The sequence below is a fragment of the Citrobacter sp. CRE-46 genome, from assembly GCF_059615875.1.
On record NZ_CM184341.1, the window covers coordinates 127,723 to 143,346 of the forward strand.

At 46.1% G+C, this 15,624-nt stretch carries 14 protein-coding genes; 6 read left to right on the forward strand and 8 right to left on the reverse strand.

The window, feature by feature from the left end; translation table 11 throughout:
* Positions 1–5: 5 nt before the first annotated feature.
* Positions 6–1,283, reverse strand: a complete 1,278-nt coding sequence (gene waaA / locus AC534G_RS00615; protein WP_110496502.1) for a lipid IV(A) 3-deoxy-D-manno-octulosonic acid transferase — start codon at positions 1,281–1,283, stop codon at positions 6–8.
* A gap of 396 nt (positions 1,284–1,679) precedes the next feature.
* Here waaA and AC534G_RS00620 point away from each other — a divergent pair, with 396 nt between their 5' ends.
* Genes AC534G_RS00620 through AC534G_RS00635 form a run of 4 tightly spaced genes read left to right on the forward strand, consistent with a single transcriptional unit; the run spans position 1,680 to position 5,701 of the window.
* A complete protein-coding gene (locus AC534G_RS00620; RefSeq protein WP_110496504.1) occupies positions 1,680–2,804 on the forward strand; it encodes a glycosyltransferase family 4 protein in 1,125 nt (374 codons plus the stop codon).
* Positions 2,797–3,594, forward strand: coding sequence for a lipopolysaccharide core heptose(I) kinase RfaP (gene rfaP, locus AC534G_RS00625; RefSeq protein ID WP_069323708.1), 798 nt, complete (start codon positions 2,797–2,799; stop codon positions 3,592–3,594). The genes AC534G_RS00620 and rfaP overlap by 8 nt, the downstream gene beginning before the upstream one ends.
* A 30-nt stretch (positions 3,595–3,624) precedes the next feature.
* Positions 3,625–4,644, forward strand: coding sequence for a glycosyltransferase family 8 protein (locus AC534G_RS00630; RefSeq protein WP_038635351.1), 1,020 nt, complete (start codon positions 3,625–3,627; stop codon positions 4,642–4,644).
* Between the two features lie 46 nt (positions 4,645–4,690).
* Positions 4,691–5,701: a glycosyltransferase family 8 protein gene (locus AC534G_RS00635; RefSeq protein ID WP_069323709.1), complete on the forward strand. Its 1,011-nt coding sequence runs from the start codon at positions 4,691–4,693 to the stop codon at positions 5,699–5,701.
* Between the two features lie 27 nt (positions 5,702–5,728).
* On the opposite strand, the gene AC534G_RS00640 is transcribed toward AC534G_RS00635, so the two are convergent.
* The 7 genes from AC534G_RS00640 to rfaD are packed head-to-tail and all read right to left on the reverse strand — an operon-like array spanning position 5,729 to position 13,010.
* Positions 5,729–6,673 carry a glycosyltransferase family 8 protein gene (locus AC534G_RS00640; protein WP_038635346.1) on the reverse strand — a complete coding sequence of 315 codons (945 nt, stop codon included), beginning with the start codon at positions 6,671–6,673 and terminating at the stop codon, positions 5,729–5,731.
* On the reverse strand, positions 6,674–7,741 hold the full coding sequence (rfaQ, locus tag AC534G_RS00645) for a lipopolysaccharide core heptosyltransferase RfaQ (RefSeq protein ID WP_110496506.1): 1,068 nt from the start codon (positions 7,739–7,741) through the stop codon (positions 6,674–6,676). It abuts the gene before it with no gap.
* Between the two features lies 1 nt (position 7,742).
* Positions 7,743–8,756 (reverse strand): glycosyltransferase family 2 protein, encoded by a 1,014-nt coding sequence (locus AC534G_RS00650; protein WP_110496508.1) that lies wholly within the window; start codon positions 8,754–8,756, stop codon positions 7,743–7,745.
* Positions 8,753–10,033 carry an O-antigen ligase family protein gene (locus AC534G_RS00655; protein ID WP_110496510.1) on the reverse strand — a complete coding sequence of 427 codons (1,281 nt, stop codon included), beginning with the start codon at positions 10,031–10,033 and terminating at the stop codon, positions 8,753–8,755. The genes AC534G_RS00650 and AC534G_RS00655 overlap by 4 nt, the downstream gene beginning before the upstream one ends.
* A 16-nt stretch (positions 10,034–10,049) precedes the next feature.
* Positions 10,050–11,018: a lipopolysaccharide heptosyltransferase RfaC gene (gene rfaC, locus AC534G_RS00660; RefSeq protein WP_110496512.1), complete on the reverse strand. Its 969-nt coding sequence runs from the start codon at positions 11,016–11,018 to the stop codon at positions 10,050–10,052.
* Between the two features lie 3 nt (positions 11,019–11,021).
* Positions 11,022–12,068, reverse strand: a complete 1,047-nt coding sequence (gene rfaF / locus AC534G_RS00665; protein WP_069323713.1) for an ADP-heptose--LPS heptosyltransferase RfaF — start codon at positions 12,066–12,068, stop codon at positions 11,022–11,024.
* A 9-nt stretch (positions 12,069–12,077) separates the two neighbouring features.
* Positions 12,078–13,010 carry an ADP-glyceromanno-heptose 6-epimerase gene (gene rfaD, locus AC534G_RS00670; RefSeq protein ID WP_003827312.1) on the reverse strand — a complete coding sequence of 311 codons (933 nt, stop codon included), beginning with the start codon at positions 13,008–13,010 and terminating at the stop codon, positions 12,078–12,080.
* 214 nt (positions 13,011–13,224) lie between these two features.
* Between rfaD and kbl the strand changes: the two genes are divergently transcribed.
* Positions 13,225–14,421: a glycine C-acetyltransferase gene (gene kbl / locus AC534G_RS00675; protein ID WP_087857212.1), complete on the forward strand. Its 1,197-nt coding sequence runs from the start codon at positions 13,225–13,227 to the stop codon at positions 14,419–14,421.
* Positions 14,422–14,430: 9 nt separating this feature from the next.
* Positions 14,431–15,456, forward strand: coding sequence for an L-threonine 3-dehydrogenase (gene tdh / locus AC534G_RS00680; protein WP_110496513.1), 1,026 nt, complete (start codon positions 14,431–14,433; stop codon positions 15,454–15,456).
* Positions 15,457–15,624: the final 168 nt, after the last annotated feature.

A 15,624-nucleotide genomic window follows, 5' to 3' on the forward strand; every position in this document is an offset into this window, starting at 1 on the left:
TTGCCTCAATGCGTTTTGGGTGGCAGATAAGGTTCCAACAGCTGCAGCAGGCGCTGTAGCGCGCCCTGATTTTGATACAGGACTTCAACTGCATGACGGCCATAAAAATTACGATAATCGGCATCGGTCAGTAAAGAAGAGACCTCTTTCACCAGCGTGGTTGCGTCGGTGACGGTGATCAATCCGCTTGCCTGTTCGAGACGAGCACAAATATCTTTAAAATTAAAGGTATGTGGCCCCATCAGTACCGGAATGGCGTGTGCCGCGGCTTCCAGTGGGTTGTGTCCGCCACGTTCAACCAGTGAACCACCGACAAAAGCAAGGTCAGCAATGCCGTAAAGCAACATCAGCTCGCCCATGGTGTCGCCGATAACGACCTGAGTATCTGAGGATGGAACTTCGCCAGAAGAGCGTGTGGTATAGCTTAGCCCAGCCTGGCGTACGAGGTTAATGGCATCCGCGAATCGCTCAGGATGTCTGGGAACCAGGATCAGCAAAAGATTAGGAAACTGATTTAATAACGCCTGGTGGGCTGCAATGATAATGCTTTCTTCACCATCGTGCGTGCTGGTTGCAATCCACACCGGGCGATGAGGCGCCCATTGACGACGCAACGTAATCGCTTTGGCGGCCAACTGTGGCGTGACGGAAATATCAAACTTCAGGCTGCCGGTGACGGTGACCTGATTGCTCCTGGCGCCAAGCGTAATAAAACGAGCGCCATCTTCTTCGTTCTGTGCGGCAATCAACGTAATTCGACGCAGTAGCTTACCAACAAATTTGCCTAATTTTGCGTAGCCAGCGGCTGAACGCGCAGAAAGCCGTGCGTTGGCGATGACCAGAGGAATACCGCGTTTATGGAGTGCCGCGATCAGATTTGGCCACAGCTCGGTTTCCATGATTAACACCAGCTTGGGGTCAACTTTATTCAGGAAACGGTTCAAAGCATCCGGTAAATCGTATGGCAAATAAATGTGCTGAACGTCAGTACCAAACGCGGATTGTACGCGCTCAGAGCCGGTTGGCGTCATGGTGGTTACCGTGATCGGCAAGTCGGGATAACGATGTCGCAGAGCACGGACTAATGGAATAGCTGCCAGCGTTTCGCCCACAGAAACTGAGTGAAGCATGATGCCGCCTGGTTTTAGCGGACGGCGGTAAAAACCGTAGCGTTCACCCCAGCGTTTACGGTAGGCCGGAGCCTTACGTCCGCGCACCCAAAGCCGTATCCAGATCAAAGGCTGAATAAGGTAGAAAAGGGCGGTGTAAAGCAATTCGAGCATAATGGTAGCTAACTTATGAATGTGCTGGGGATTCTATGTATTTAACTATGGCTTTACCATCATTTTTATCCAGGTCGCAGCAAAACGATGGAATCGTCGCGGCACTGTTTTAATCGGCGGCATTTTTAAAAATGCCTATGAACGTACTGACGCGGCTTAACGTCTTGTGCGGCGCGTGTTTTAAGGTGAATGCGTTAATTTTATATCTTTTTGTTTTTAATGATTTATTTCTTTATTTTGTTCAAAAAATATTCGTTTCGGAATGCGTGGTAATAAATGATATACTACTGCGCAATTTCAGGTAGCTAGCCGGCAGAAACGTTTCGAAAACATAGGCGGTAAACTTTGGATGTATCAGACCTGCTATGCCTGGCGACGCGATGCGGATATTAATGCATGAATATTGCTTTTTGTTTGTACAAGTATTTCCCCTATGGTGGGTTACAGCGTGATTTTCTGCGAGTAGCGCTTACGGTTGCTGCGCGAGGTCATCATGTCCAGGTGTTTACCCAGTCATGGCAGGGCGAACGTCCGCAAGGACTCGAAATTATACTCGTACCCGTCACAGCCAGAACTAATCATGGGAAAAACGAGCAATATTATCAGTGGGTTCAGAATTATTTAAGTCAGCATCCCGTCGATCGTATCGTTGGTTTTAATAAAATGCCTGGGTTGGATGTGTATTACGCCGCCGACGTTTGCTATGCGGAAAAGGTCGCCCGCGAGAAGGGCTTCTTCTATAAGTTGACGCGTCGGTATCGGCACTACTCTGCATTTGAAAAAGCGACGTTTCAACAAGGTTCCGGTACCACGCTTTTGATGTTAACCGATAAGCAAATCGGTGATTTCAAACAGCATTATCATACCGAGAGCCAGCGTTTTCGTATTCTGCCGCCAGGTATCTACCCAGACAGAAAATACAGCCTGCAACCTGAAAACAGCAGGCAGATTGTCAGAGAAAAGAATGGTATTGCTCTCGATCAGTTCCTGCTTCTGCAGGTCGGATCAGATTTCAAGCGTAAAGGTGTGCCAAGAAGCTTACAGGCGTTGGCTTCTTTACCTGAGACTATACGTCACCGTACTCAGTTGATGGTTGTTGGTCAGGATAAGGCCGAGCGTTATCGTGCTCTGGCCCGCCAATTGGGTATTGAAAAGCATGTGCAATTCTTCTCGGGGCGAGATGATGTCGCTGAATTGATGTCCGCTGCTGATTTATTGCTTCACCCGGCAGTTCAGGAAGCCGCTGGTATTGTCTTGCTAGAAGCCGTAGTTGCCGGGCTGCCAGTATTAACCACTGAGGTATGCGGCTACGCAGGTTATATCACTGCCGCCCGATGCGGCGTGGTGATTCCTGAACCTTTTGCGCAGGAAAATTTGAATACAGCGCTTTTCGATGCGCTGCAAAATAATGAGCAGAGAAGTCGTTGGGCTGGAAATGCGCGACATTTTGCTGATACAGAAGATCTCTACAGTCTGGCAGATAAAGCTGCAGATATCATTTTAGGTCTCGAAAATGATTGAATTGAAAGAACCATTTGCCACGCAATGGCAAGGAAAAGACCCGTTCACGGAAGTCACTAAGCTGGATGGCGAGGTTTTTCGCGCTCTGGAAACTCGGCGTACCCTGCGTTTTGAGATGATGGGAAAAGGTTACTTTCTTAAATATCATCATGGGACCACGCTTAAAGAAGTGGTGAAAAACCTTATTTCTCTGCGCATGCCTGTGCTTGGCGCGGACCGGGAGTGGCTGGCGATTCACCGTTTGCAAGCACTGAATGTGGAAACAATGACGGGGGTTGCTTTTGGACAGAAAGGCCTGAATCCGTTAGAGCGAACCTCATTTATTATCACCGAGGATCTTTCTCCTGCCATCAGTCTTGAAGATTTTTGCGCCAATTGGGGAGTTGAACGGCCCGATTTTGTATTAAAACGGACCATTATTACCCGCGTGGCGGAAATGGTGGGTAAAATGCATCGAGGTGGGGTAAATCATCGGGATTGTTATATTTGCCACTTCCTGCTCCAACAGCCGATGCCAGCAGATGTTGCGGATATCAAACTTTCTGTGATTGATCTACATCGTGCTCAAATACGTCAGCAGGTACCACGCCGCTGGCGGGATAAGGATTTGATCGGGCTCTATTTCTCCTCACTGGAAATTGGTCTAACGTCCAGAGATATCTACCGTTTTTTACGTGTCTATTTTTCGATGCCATTACGTGAAATCTTTCGTCAGGAAGTCAGGTTGTTTGAACAGGCTGTCACAAAAGCGCAAAAAATAAGACAAAGAACAATAAGAAAAGCGCTATAAATTACACATGAAGTTTGAGGCTATTTTATTATGAACATCGATTTCCAGAAGTTGATCATTCAAAAACATATCATCGACAGCTCTACGCATGACAAGAGTAAAAAACTAAGCGTTGCGTATGGTGTTGATCGTAATTTTTTGTTTGGATCAGGCATTTCTATGACCTCAGTATTAGTGAATAATCCTGATATTGATATCCATTTTTATATCGCCACTGACTATATTGATGACGACTATCTGGAAAGCATAAAACGACTGACACAAATGTACAGTACGACCGTGACTGTCCTTGTTTTCGATAATGCTGCATTTCGTGAACTGCCGAGCACGAAAGCCTGGACTTATGCAATGTACTATCGTTACTTTGCATTTGAATATTTAAGCACCGAATTAAGCTCGGTACTGTATCTGGATGCCGATGTCATTTGTAAAGGTTCTCTACGGGAACTTACTGAGATTAATTTCTGTGGGGAATATGCAGCTGTTATTAATGATGTTGATGAAGTGCGAATTAAATCCGGTACCAGACTCGGTATCCCTGAACTGAGTAATGGGTATTTTAATTCGGGTGTTGTATTTGCGAATCTCGAAGTATGGCGTGAGCAGCAGTTGTTAACTAAAGCATTTTCTATATTAGACAAACGCCAAAAAGAATTGCTTTATTTCGACCAGGACGTACTCAATATTTTGTTTGTCGGGAATGTTATTTTCCTGAGAAGAGACTTTAACTGCATTTATGGCGTTGATCAGGAGCTCAAAAATAAAAACGATAAGATTTATCAGGATTTCATTACCGATGATACGGTATTAATTCACTATGTGGGCGTCACTAAACCATGGCATTCATGGGCTAAATACCCGGTGGCTAAGTTTTTTATTGATGCATATCAGAAATCCGCATGGGCGGAAAAGTCTCTGTTAAACGCAAACACAGCCAAGTTGTATAAACGTAAGTCACGACATGAAAGAGTGCAGCGAAAATATATCCGTTCTGTGCTAAGTCATGTTATGTATATAAAAAATAAACTACATAATGCACGGTCGCACTAGTCTGTTGTGCAGATAATTTTCAGATAGCATAAAAAAGGTGTAGTACATGAATTTTGATTGTCATCAGTCTATCAAGGATACCATTGAGATCTTTGGTGCTCCAACAGATCATACCCCGCAGCTGAATATTGCATGGGGGGTTGATCAGAATTTTATGTTCGGAGCGGCAGTTTCGATGTCGTCCGTTTTACTACATAATCAAGATATCAGCATTCATTTTCACCTTTTTACTGATTATATTGATTCAGATTATCGACAACGGCTTGAAAAACTAGCAAAAAAATTTGCTACTAATATAACTGTCTATGTAATGAATGCTGAAGGACTAAAGGTCTTGCCATGTGGAAATGCCTGGTCTCATGCGACTTATTTTAGATTTATTGCATTTGAATATCTTAGTGAAAAAATCGATAGTTTGCTCTATATTGATGCCGATGTGGTATGTAAGGGTTCGTTGATTGATTTAACGAATATCAAATTTGAGCATCATGTTGCTGCCGTTATCCAGGATGTTGATGATAGTCGCTCATATGCCGCTACTCGTCTTAATGTTCCAGAGTTTAATGAGCAATATTTTAATGCTGGGGTTATTTTTGCTAATTTAAAGGAATGGAAGGAACAACAATTTTTCTCTAAAGCATTTTCTACTCTGTTAGATAAAACTAAGAAATTTGCGTTTCTTGACCAGGATGTTTTGAATATCATGTTTTTGGGGAAAACTATTTTCTTACCACGAATTTATGATGCAATATATGGTATTAAACAAGAGCTTAAGAGCAAAGATATTTCAAAATATAAAGAGTTTATAACGCCTGAAACCATTTTGATTCATTATATAGGCGTTACCAAGCCATGGAATTCATGGGCTAACTATCCTTCAGCACAGTATTTTGTTGAAGCGTGGAAGTCTTCTCCATGGGCTGATGTTCCTTTGTTACCAGCCAGAACACCAAAGCAATACAAAAAGAAATCACGGCATGAAAGGCTACAAGGAAAGTATTTCGCTTCAGTAATTAGCTATATCGGCTATTTACGTGCAAAGTTACAAAGTAAGTAAAAAAACTCCCGAAAGGGAGTTTTTTATTTAGCGTAGTTTTGTCTTGAGATATTTCAGATACCATTTGATAGAAGCGCAGTAATTTCCTCTTTTGGCTTCCTGACGTGAGTAAACCCGATAATCAGTAGGTCTCATTCGTGGAGCATAAGAGCGCATTTCTGTGTTCTGCCATGGTGTGAAATGATGGTAGAAAAGATACAGTTGCTGTGAAAGCCCAGTGTGTTCTTTATACCATGGCTTTCGTCCACCGGTGAAATGGATAATGCGTGGCAGGATATCTTTTCGATAGAAGAAACTCTCTTTTTGTTGGTCGTTAAACCAGTTAAACAAAAAATTCCATCGATTATCAATAAATTTGACGTTGCCATCCATTGCAATATTCAGAGCATCTTGATCAAAGTAAGGTAGAGTTTTTCCTTGTTCAAATAGCACAGTATTTGCTTTGTTTTCGATGTCGAATTTAATCCAATTCGCGATATTAATATACAAAAAACCAGCATTGAAGTAATGACCCGTACTGAGACCCAAGCGTTTGGCATTTTTTGTATCATGGATATCGAGCGAGTCGTGGCTGACTGCGCAAATGACGTTACTGATATCAATACTGTTAATATCATTGAGTTTATCGAAACACAGAGTGTCTGCATCTAAATAGATAAAGTACTCAACTTTATCTTTTAATAAGCGCGGAACGGCAAGGCGCATATAGGTTGAACGGTTCAGGTGTTTGATTGCAAAGTCATTGTTATATTTCTCAATCTCTTCTTTATCAATATTGATAACCTGAATTTTATCGCTGGTTGCGCGCAGTTTATTGATTTCGTCGTCTGAGACGTCATAGACAAAAACGAAAAATGACAAGTCTTGTCCAGGGTTGTTCATTATGACAGACATAATGGACACTGCTACATATTCCAGATAATTGGCATCTGTACAGTAAGCAATATTAATAACGTTTTTTTTGTTGTCCATCTATGCTTTCTCATTGCCTTTATTATTGCCTTTATTATTGCCACTATCATGAAGTACCCTATCGATAGCGTCAATCACGGCTTGCTCCGGTATCCATGTTAAATATTTTTTTGACCTGTCGAGTTCATCTCTGGGAGGCATGGGATGGTAATCGCCAGCCCAAATCAATACAGCATTATCTGACCATGGTCTCCATTGCTGATAATTGGTTGCCCCAAACAGGCAAACCTGTGGTGTTCCTAATGCTGCCGCCATATGCATAGGCGCAGAATCGACCCCGATGTAAAGAACCGCATGGTCGATCAACGCGGCCAATTGCAGGAAGGTTGTTTTGCCTGCCAGTGTCAGGTCAGGTGATGATTGACACTGTTCAGCAATACGCTGGACTTGCTGTTGTTCACTCAATGCTGGCCCACAGGTTAGGTAAACATGCAGGCCACGCTGATGCAGATAGTCAATCACATGGGCAAATTTATCATCATCCCAACATTTGAATTCTTGTCTGGCAGTAGGTTGAATAACGACATATTTTTGTGAAGGTAATGCCGGAAGTTGGGAAACCAAATAGTGGTAATCATCCCGGCGGTAGTGCAGTGACATCTCTTTTTTCAGATCGGTCTCGCTAAACCCAACACCTTTCAGAATGGAGAGATTTTGTTCAACTATATGCGTACCGGTCAGCGGTGTAACCCGTGAAAAAAGCTTGTTCCATTGTTTCTTATCCCGTTCAAATGCAATTGAGGGGCGACGTAATGAGGCAATAAGAGCGCCAATCGGCCACTGCTCAGTTAAATTAACGATCAGGTCGTAGTGGTTTTTTTTCAGCTGTTGGCGCACTGAAAGATAATTTTTTACTGTATCTAAAAGGCCTTTCTTTTTCTCAATGAGATAAAATTCATTAATACTTTCATTTGCTGCCAAAATTGATTTTGTATCTTTATAAAGAAGCAGATCGATTTTAGCATGAGGATAACGAGCCTGAATGCTGGCAATGACAGGTGTTGTTAATAGAACATCACCATAAAATTTGAGCTTGCAAATAAGAACACGATCGACTTTATCAAACATGTTAAAATCCCTTTCGAAAAAATAAATTTTTGCATGCAGATAGTATCTTGTATCTTATTTCAGAAATTGAACGGTCGATATGCGGATATTTCATCTTAAGGATTATTTTGTTTTTAACGATTTTGGTATCGCAGCATGCAAGTGCATTCTGAATGTCATTTAACATACTTTCGTTATAACGATAGTAGCCTTTCTTTTTACGTAAAAGTTTGCGGCCTTCCAGAAAACAATTGATGATCATTAATGTGGCGACAGTACGTTTTTCTTTATTTTTATTCACATAGTTATACATTTTTCGCATAGCAAAGAAGATGCTGTCCGCATCGCTATCAATAATATTTTCGGTAATACTTTTTTCATTTACCCGATAGTAATATAATTTATTTTCTATCTTTAATATGCAATGACACTTAAAGTATTGAAAGGGGCAGAAAATCATGTCTTCATATCGACGATGTTCTTCGAATCGATCGTTGCCAATAATGTCGCGGTGAAAGATTTTTGTCATAAGATGCCATTGCCCGGCACGGAAAGTTGGCAACAGGGGAGCATAGTTATCATCAGCCAAACTAATTTCGTGTTCGGCTAAAGCATGCTTTTCACCAGGTTTGTTCTGATACAGATTGTTGATATCCCTGGTTAAGTTGAATTCCACGATATCATATTTTTCCTCCCTCAGTTTAGGGAGGAGAATAGTGAAATAATCCTTACAGACAATGTCATCGCTGTCGATAAAACCAATATACTTTCCTGTTGCATGGGCAAGCCCAACGTTACGGGTGATTGCAACCCCTTGATTTTTTTGGTTTATATATTTAACGTTGTTGCAGTTATGCTCACGATAAAATGCCTTGATGCGCTCTTCCGTTAAATCTGGTGAACCATCATTCACAATTATTACCTCCACTTCGTCAGTAATGCTCTGATGGATAGACGCCAACGTCGCTGTGATGAGTTCAGCATTGTTATAAGTGGGTATAATTATGCTCAGCAAATAACCTGAAGCGTTAATCATGGCATTGTTCTCTCGTCGGAATTCGAACTCAGCATTACTGCTACGCATAACGCCAGTACGCTGCTTAAGGCTTCACCTTTGGCATATAATAATAAATCACTCAGGCCATAGATAGCGATAGCGCCAGAGATGACGAACAACAGAGGACTCCGTTGCCAGTAAGCTCTTAAAAACATAGCGGTATAGAGCAAGAGTAGCACAACAATTCCGGGGATGCCCTTTAGCGAAAAGGTATCAACGATTTCGTTATGTAGATGAACGTTAACGAATATAAGAGCGACTTGCCATGAGGGATGCTGTAGCGTTAGTTGCTGGATCTCATCACTACGTTGTTCAAGTGACTGGCCCCAGAGATGTACTTTCCCTGCCTCAATGCCGACTTGTTGCATTGCGAGTCGCGCGCCTATAGAGGTGTTACTATTGTTCTGGCTGTAAGCGTGTACATCCAGCATAAAATTCTGGTAGCGATTTTCAACTACTGGCTTTAAAGGGATGACCGCCAGACCGACCAGTATCACGAAGGCCAATAATGCTTTGATCAACATGGTCCCGTTATGACGATAGTGCATAAGAAACAGGCCGATACTCAGGGTCGGGTATACCAAAATAGCCGCCCGAGTTTGCGTGGTAATGATCACCGCCAGCGATATCAAAAAATGTAACAGATACAGTGAAACGGTATGTTTTATACGCAGGTTGATGATAGCCTGAGATGCCAATAAGCCAATCAATGTTAGTGCATAAGCTGTACCAGTTTGGTGTTCAAAACCGAGTGCCAAACGATAGCTTAATAAATCAGGCTGATTCACAAGTTGATAGCCCGCGAAAAGATACAAACCGATTGCCGTAAGAATCACCCAGATACTGGTTATGCGGGTTTTATTGGCACACGGCGCTCGCGATGTTAGCGCGGTCATCACCAGTGCGGCAAACAGCATCACTTTGCCACCGTTCTGATATGAGCGGTAGGCTCCGGTAAAAGCTGAGCCTGGTTGTTTAAATATTTCTACCCAAATAATCTGCAGCAAACCGAAGAGTAGCAACATAAAAGGCAAAACCAGATTCTTTTTGTTACTGCATACATGCTTTAAGTTTTTACCTATAAGAGGCAGAGACAGAACAGTGGAGAAAATAAATATCTTCAGTGCTTCATCCGGATTGACCAGTACCATCCCTAAAGTAGCAAGTATCCCGACATAAAATAAGAAGTATATAAAATCGAATGGATTGTTTTTTATACTATATATAAAGCGAGAAAGCATGTGTTGGTGAAGCATGGTTCATCTCTTAAAGTTAAAGCAAATTATTATCAACCAGCGATGCGTTGACTAAACTAGCATCCAGATCCTGCAATTTTCCGGAATGGCTCTGTTGTGTATATTGGTTTTTCCCATATCCCCCAATCAATCCCGGATCCGTTGGGCCATACAGCGTTATATTGGGGCGATCCAATGCGGCGGTTAAATGGCTCAGGCCTGTATCAACCGACACGACAAATTTAGCCCCCGCCAGAACGCGGGCGACCTCCTCCAGACTCATCCGTGGCAGGACATCAACATAAGTAAACCCTTCCGCCAGTCGCTTGGCACGCGCTTCTTCATGCGCGGCTCCCCAGGGCAGTTTAATGCGTATGCCTGCATTGTTTAACAGGCCAATCAGCTCCCGCCAGTTGGCTTCCGGCCAGTGCTTATCATCACGGGTCGTGGCATGCAGAAACACCGCATATTGCCCTGCATCAGCATTTACTTCTGTCAAAAAATGCTGAGCGATAGCGTAATCACCCTGCGATTGCGGTTTGTTATATCCCAGACTTTTCGCAAACAATTCACGCGTACGTTCTACGGCATGCTGTTGTTTGGCAATATGATGCTTGCGATTATAAAACAGGCTCGCCAGCGGTTCACGGGCCGTGCTCCAGTCCATACCATGCTTGATCCCGTGAGCCAGACGAGTAACCAGCGCTGCGCTTTTTACCAACCCCTGCGCATCAATTATCGCGTCATATTGCAGTAAACGGACCGCATCGCGGAACGTTTTACGCTCAGCTTTAATCGGCGCTGAAAACCACGCTTTACGCCAGCGGCGGATCGCTACCGGAATCACGCGGTCAACGGCCGAATGCCAGGAAGGTATCTGAGCGAACCCTTCTTCCACCACCCAGTCAAAGTGAATATCCGGTATGGCCTGCTGCGCATCGGTTAATGCGGGCAACGTATGCAGCACATCGCCCATAGACGATGTTTTAACGATCAGAACCCGCATCCGTCAGGCTTCCTCTTGTAACAACAGGTCATTAAGTTCTTCCAGTACGCGCTGAGGAGTAATGTCGATCAGGCTCTGATGATAGCCTTCTGCTGCATCGCCTTTACGCACTTTGTGGTAGCCCGTAATCAGGCGGACGACTCGCGCTTTGTGCGACAATGGCGGAGTAAAATCCGGACTACTTGGGCCATATAATGCTACCAGAGGTCGATTCAACGCGGCGGCAACGTGCATTAATCCAGAATCATTGGTGACAACCGCTTTGCAGGCAGCGAGAAGAATGACTGCCTGCTCCAGCTGTGTCTCACCCGCCAGATTGCGGCACCAGGACTGCTGTTCAAGGCTCAGCGTAGCGAGGATCTCATTTCCGGCTTCGTGGTCTTTTGCAGAGCCAAACAACACAATCTGATGGCCTTCATCGATTAATTGTTTCGCCAGTTCCGCATAGTGGTAATGCGGCCAGCGTTTCGCCGGACCAAATTCCGCACCAGGGCAAAAACCGATGATGGGGCGTTCGGCAGAAAGAGAGAACTGACTACAGGTCAGGGATTTTTCACCTTCGCTGACCTGCAACTGCGGCCATAGCAGAGGCTGCGGCAAATCTTTGGCCGTCAGCATCACGCCTTTATCATAGGCCAGAGCCACATAGCGCTCGACCATCAACGGCCATGCTTCTTTATCCAGCACGCGCGCATCGTTTAGCAGGCCGTAGCGCATCTCGCCACGCCAGCCGGTACGATGGGGGATGCCAGCAAAAAACGGCACCAGAGCGGATTTAAAAGAATTCGGCAGCACCCAGGCGCGATCATAGCGTCTTTCACGCAGGCTATGACCGAGCTTACGGCGCTCGCCGATCTCCAGCGCGCCGTGTCCCAGCGGCATGGCGATGGCTTCGTTGACTTCAGGCATACGCGACAGCAGCGGACGGCACCACGCCGGTGCCATCACGTCGATTATCGCCTGGGGATAGCGCGCCTTGAGCGTGCGATAGAGACTTTGCGACATCATCATGTCGCCCACCCATGACGGGCCGATCACCAGTATTTTCATGCTAACTTCTTACGCGTCGCGGTTCAGCCAGGCCATATATTCCGTTACGCCTTCGGCAACGGTCTTAAACGGCTTGTCATAGCCCGCTGCGCGCAGGTTAGTCAGATCTGCCTGAGTAAATGCCTGGTAGCGGCCTTTCAGTTTTTCCGGGAATGGAATGTACTCAATGCTGCCTTTTTTATGGTACGCCAGCGTTGCATCGGCAACGGCCTGGAAAGATTCCGCGCGACCGGTGCCGAGGTTAAAGATGCCGGATACCCCGTTTTCGAGGAACCACAGATTTACCGCCGCCACATCGCCAACATAAACGAAATCACGTTTGAAGTTTTCACTGCCTTCGAACAGTTTTGGTGTTTCGCCATTGTTAAGCTGGGTATTGAGGTGGAAAGCGACGCTTGCCATGCTGCCTTTGTGGCCTTCGCGCGGTCCGTAGACGTTGAAATAGCGGAAGCCAACAATCTGAGAGTTGGCTTCTGGCAGGATCTGACGCACGTATTCGTCGAACAGGAATTTTGAGTAGCCATAGACGTTCAGCGGTTTCTCATATTCACGGGATTCGATGAAATCAGACGTACGACCGCCGTAAGTCGCGGCGGAAGAGGCGTACAGGAACGGAATTTCGCGCTCCAGGCAGTAGTGCAGCAGCTCTTTGGAGTATTGATAATTGTTATCCATCATATACTTGCCATCCCACTCGGTGGTGGAAGAGCATGCGCCTTCGTGGAAAATCGCTTCGATATCGCCGAAATCTTCGCCAGCCATAATCTGGATCAGGAAGTCTTCCTTATCCATGTAGTCAGCAATATTCAGGTCCACCAGGTTAACAAATTTAGTGCCGTCTTTCAGGTTGTCCACCACCAGAATATCGGTGATGCCTTTATCATTCAGGGACTTAACGATGTTGCTGCCGATAAAGCCCGCGCCGCCGGTAACGATGATCATAAATGTAACCTTCGAATTATGGAGTCAGAGACAATCTCAGACACGAATACTTCTATCATATCACTACATGGTCCAGGCTTCAGCCATTCACCGATAAGCTGTGCGGGTACGCGTGATTTATGCTTCATTTTGAAGAAGTGATGATGCGTCATCTCGTATCAATGTATAGCTTTGGGTAATATGTGCTGAAATTTGCCCAGTCTGGAGAATTGAAATGCGTGGGGATTTTTACAAACAGTTAACCAACGATCTCGAAACCGCACGTGCGGAAGGATTGTTTAAAGAAGAGCGCATTATTACATCTGCCCAGCAGGCGGATATCACCGTGGCAGATGGAAGCCACGTTATTAACTTTTGTGCGAACAACTATCTGGGACTGGCTAACCACCCGGAACTGATTGCCGCGGCAAAAGCGGGTATGGATTCTCACGGGTTTGGTATGGCTTCGGTACGCTTTATTTGCGGTACCCAGGACAGCCATAAGCAACTGGAGCAAAAACTGGCGGCTTTCCTTGGTATGGAAGATGCCATCCTTTACTCTTCCTGCTTTGACGCCAACGGCGGTCTGTTTGAAACGCTGTTGGGCGCAGAAGACGCGATCATCTCCGATGCCCTGAACCATGCTTCAATCATTGATGGCGTTCGTCTGTGTAAAGCGAAGCGTTTCCGTTACGCCAACAACGACATGGTCGAGCTGGAAGCGCGTCTGAAAGAGGCGCGCGAAGCGGGGGCTCGTCATATCCTGATCGCCACCGATGGCGTGTTCTCTATGGATGGCGTGATTGCGAACCTGAAAGGCGTCTGCGATCTGGCGGACAAGTACGATGCGCTGGTCATGGTTGATGACTCCCATGCGGTCGGCTTTGTCGGCGAAAATGGTCGTGGCTCTCATGAATACTGTGACGTGATGGGCCGTGTGGACATCATTACCGGTACGCTGGGTAAAGCGCTCGGCGGCGCATCCGGTGGTTACACCGCGGCCCGTAAAGAGGTCGTTGAGTGGCTGCGTCAGCGTTCCCGCCCTTATCTGTTCTCCAACTCACTGGCTCCGGCGATTGTGGCTGCTTCCATTAAAGTGCTGGAAATGGTCGAGCAAGGTAGCGAACTACGCGATCGCCTGTGGGCGAACGCGCGCCAGTTCCGCGAGCAAATGTCTGCCGCAGGCTTTACCTTAGCCGGTGCGGACCACGCGATTATCCCGGTTATGCTGGGTGATGCGGTGGTGGCGCAGGAGTTTGCCCGTGAGCTGCAAAAAGAGGGGATTTACGTTACTGGATTCTTCTATCCAGTGGTTCCAAAAGGCCAGGCGCGTATCCGTACTCAGATGTCTGCAGCGCATACCCCTGAGCAGATTACGCGTGCTGTTGAGGCGTTCACACGCATTGGTAAACAACTGGGCGTTATTGCCTGAGGATGTGAAATGAAAGCGTTATCCAAACTGAAAGCGGAAGAGGGCATTTGGATGACCGACGTTCCTGAACCGGAAGTCGGCCATAACGATTTGCTGATTAAAATCCGTAAAACAGCCATCTGCGGGACTGACGTTCACATTTATAACTGGGATGACTGGTCGCAAAAAACCATCCCGGTTCCGATGGTCGTGGGGCATGAATATGTCGGCGAAGTTGTTGGCATTGGTCAGGAAGTTAAAGGCTTTAAAATCGGCGATCGCGTTTCTGGCGAAGGTCATATCACCTGCGGGCATTGCCGTAACTGCCGCGGTGGGCGTACGCACCTGTGTCGCAATACGACCGGTGTCGGCGTAAATCGTCCTGGCTGCTTTGCAGAGTACCTGGTGATCCCGGCGTTTAACGCGTTTAAAATTCCGGACAACATCTCCGACGACCTGGCGTCTATCTTCGATCCGTTCGGTAATGCGGTGCACACGGCGCTGTCGTTCGATCTGGTGGGGGAAGATGTGCTGGTTTCCGGCGCGGGCCCAATCGGTATTATGGCGGCGGCGGTTGCGAAGCACGTTGGCGCACGCCACGTGGTGATCACCGACGTGAATGAGTATCGCCTTGAGCTGGCACGCAAAATGGGTATCACCCGCGCGGTCAACGTATCGAAAGAGAATCTGACCGACGTGATGGCTGAGCTGGGCATGACCGAAGGGTTTGATGTAGGCCTGGAGATGTCCGGTGCGCCGCCAGCGTTTCGCGCTATGCTGGATACCATGAACCACGGTGGCCGTATTGCTATGCTGGGTATTCCGCCATCTGATATGTCCATCGACTGGACTAAAGTTATCTTTAAGGGGCTGTTTATTAAAGGCATCTACGGTCGTGAGATGTTTGAAACCTGGTACAAAATGGCCGCTCTGATTCAGTCTGGTCTGGATTTGTCGCCAATTATCACCCATCGATTCTCCATCGATGAATTCCAGCAAGGCTTTGACGCGATGCGTTCAGGGCAGTCTGGGAAAGTGATCCTGAGCTGGGATTAACCGTATCCACGTAGTGGATTCTGCATGCCGTCCCCGGATGTTGACTATCGTTAACTCTCCGGGGATTTTTTTTGTTTGCTGCGCTCATTCGTCAGGCGCATTTTCCGCTAAAGGTTTGAGAAATTTTCTCTGAAGAATTACCACTAAGTATGTTAGAAATTGCCGTTA